Source organism: Polaromonas sp. P1_E3, from assembly GCF_056405935.1.
Genome location: NZ_JBFUBD010000511.1, coordinates 1 through 1,701 on the forward strand (window position 1 = coordinate 1; position 1,701 = coordinate 1,701).

3 protein-coding genes are annotated in these 1,701 nt (G+C 62.4%); all 3 read right to left on the minus strand.

Annotated features, from left to right (window positions below; all coding sequences use genetic code 11):
• Nucleotides 1-39: 39 nt before the first annotated feature.
• On the minus strand, nt 40-699 hold the full coding sequence (locus AC1D0Z_RS21125) for a DUF1345 domain-containing protein (RefSeq protein WP_477660118.1): 660 nt from the start codon (nt 697-699) through the stop codon (nt 40-42).
• A gap of 36 nt (nt 700-735) precedes the next feature.
• Nucleotides 736-1,491, minus strand: coding sequence for an ABC transporter ATP-binding protein (locus tag AC1D0Z_RS21130; protein ID WP_477660119.1), 756 nt, complete (start codon nt 1,489-1,491; stop codon nt 736-738).
• Nucleotides 1,485-1,701, minus strand: a 217-nt coding sequence (locus AC1D0Z_RS21135) for an iron chelate uptake ABC transporter family permease subunit (RefSeq protein ID WP_477660120.1), incomplete at its 5' end; no start/stop codon positions are given. The genes AC1D0Z_RS21130 and AC1D0Z_RS21135, both read right to left, overlap by 7 nt.

Here is a 1,701-nt window from a genome sequence, read left to right on the forward strand (position 1 = left end):
ATATGATCCATTGGAGGCTCTGCGACGGTCTGTCCGATCCTACTGCAACGCCCCCGCCACCTCATTGATGCTGAGCGCCAGGATCAGCATGTTGAAGCCGAAGGACAGCACGCTGTGCACCAGCGTGAGCCGGCGCATCTCGCGTGAGGTGACCTGTACGTCGGAGACCTGCGAGGTCATGCCGACCACGTGCGCGTAGTACAGAAAGTCGAAATAGTCCGGGTCCAGCCCACCGGGAAAACACAGGCCGGGGCCATCGGGTTCGTTGTGTTTTTCCTCGTGGTAGTAGCGGTGCGCGTAGCGAAATGCGTAAATCGTCTGCATGAAAAGCCAGGAAGCAGCTAGCGCCGTGACGGCGAGCACGATGTGCAGCGTGCGCTCCATTCCTGACAGGTCTTTGGCCTGCTGCATCATCATCGTGATGGCCGCGACGCAGGCCATGGTGGCCAGCAGCATCAGCAAAAACAGCACGACGCTGGGCTCGTCTTGCGCCTGCGCGCGTTCGCGTGTGCGTTTGGCGTCGAAACGCACGCACAGCCACCAGGCCAGCAGCAGGTATACGCCAATACCGGTGCACCACCCCAAAAGGCCGCGGAACTGCCAGCCCAGCGGCAAGGGCACCGCCGCCGCGAGAATGCCGGCCGCCAGGCCCAGGCCCAGCCGCTGCGGGCCCGTGGTTTCCGAAACATGTTTGCGCATACGGCCCATTGTGCCGTCTGGCGGCGGCAGAAGGAACTAAACCACGCCGTCGACGATGACGTGGTCCAGGCCCCTGGAACAGCGCTCGATGCGGGCGTCTATGCGATAGACCTTGCGCAGCATGTCCATGGTGATGACCTGGCCTGACGGGCCGCAGCCGCGCAGGGTGCCATCGGCGACCACCATGACCTGATCGGAGAACCGCAACGCCTGGTTGAGGTCATGCAGGGCAATGAACACGATCAGCCCACGCTGCCGCGCCAGCGTGCGCATGAAATCGAGCACCTGCACCTGGCGGTGCAGGTCCAGGGCGCTGGTTGGCTCATCCATGAGAAGAACTTCAGGCTCGCGGGCCAACGTCTGTGCAATGGAGACCAGCTGGCGCTGCCCGCCGCTGAGCTCGCTCAGGTAGCGAAAGGCGATCCCGGTGATGCCCAGTGAGGCCATGATGTTGTCCATCAGGGCGAGATCCGCATCGTGGACCACCCATGAAGGCGCGCGCTGCTTGTGGGCCAGCAGGACCGACTCATACACCGTCAGCCTGGCGCTTGCGCTGGTGTCCTGCGGCATGTAACAAATGCCATCATGCCCTTTTTTCGAACCCTCCAGCACGACATTGCCGGCGCCTCTGAGAAGGCCCGCTACCCGCTTGAAGAGCGTGGACTTTCCCGCCGCATTGGGGCCGACAACCGCAACCACCTCACCACCATGAAAGGAGGGGGTGCTGATGTCAGAAATAATCTGGCGCGCGCCGTAACCGGCACTGACGCCTTCCAGCCTTAATATCACCATGTGTTTTTCTTGCTGCCAAGGATGAGTGAGATGAAAAAGGGCACGCCGATCAGCGAGGTCACCACGCCGATGGGGAAAATCGCGCCCGGTATGAGCGTCTTGCTCACCACGGAGCTGAGCGAAAGCACCAGGGCTCCCGTCAGGAGCGATGCCGGCAGGAAAAACCGCTGGTCCTCACCGATCAGCATGCGGGCAATGTGCGGCCCCACC

What these genes read in the sequence shown, in the direction of transcription:
- AC1D0Z_RS21130 (WP_477660119.1), bottom strand. Translation starts at nt 1,491, where the DNA reads ATGGTGATATTAAGGCTGGAAGGCGTCAGTGCCGGTTACGGCGCGCGC.
- AC1D0Z_RS21125 (WP_477660118.1), bottom strand. Translation starts at nt 699, where the DNA reads ATGCGCAAACATGTTTCGGAAACCACGGGCCCGCAGCGGCTGGGCCTG.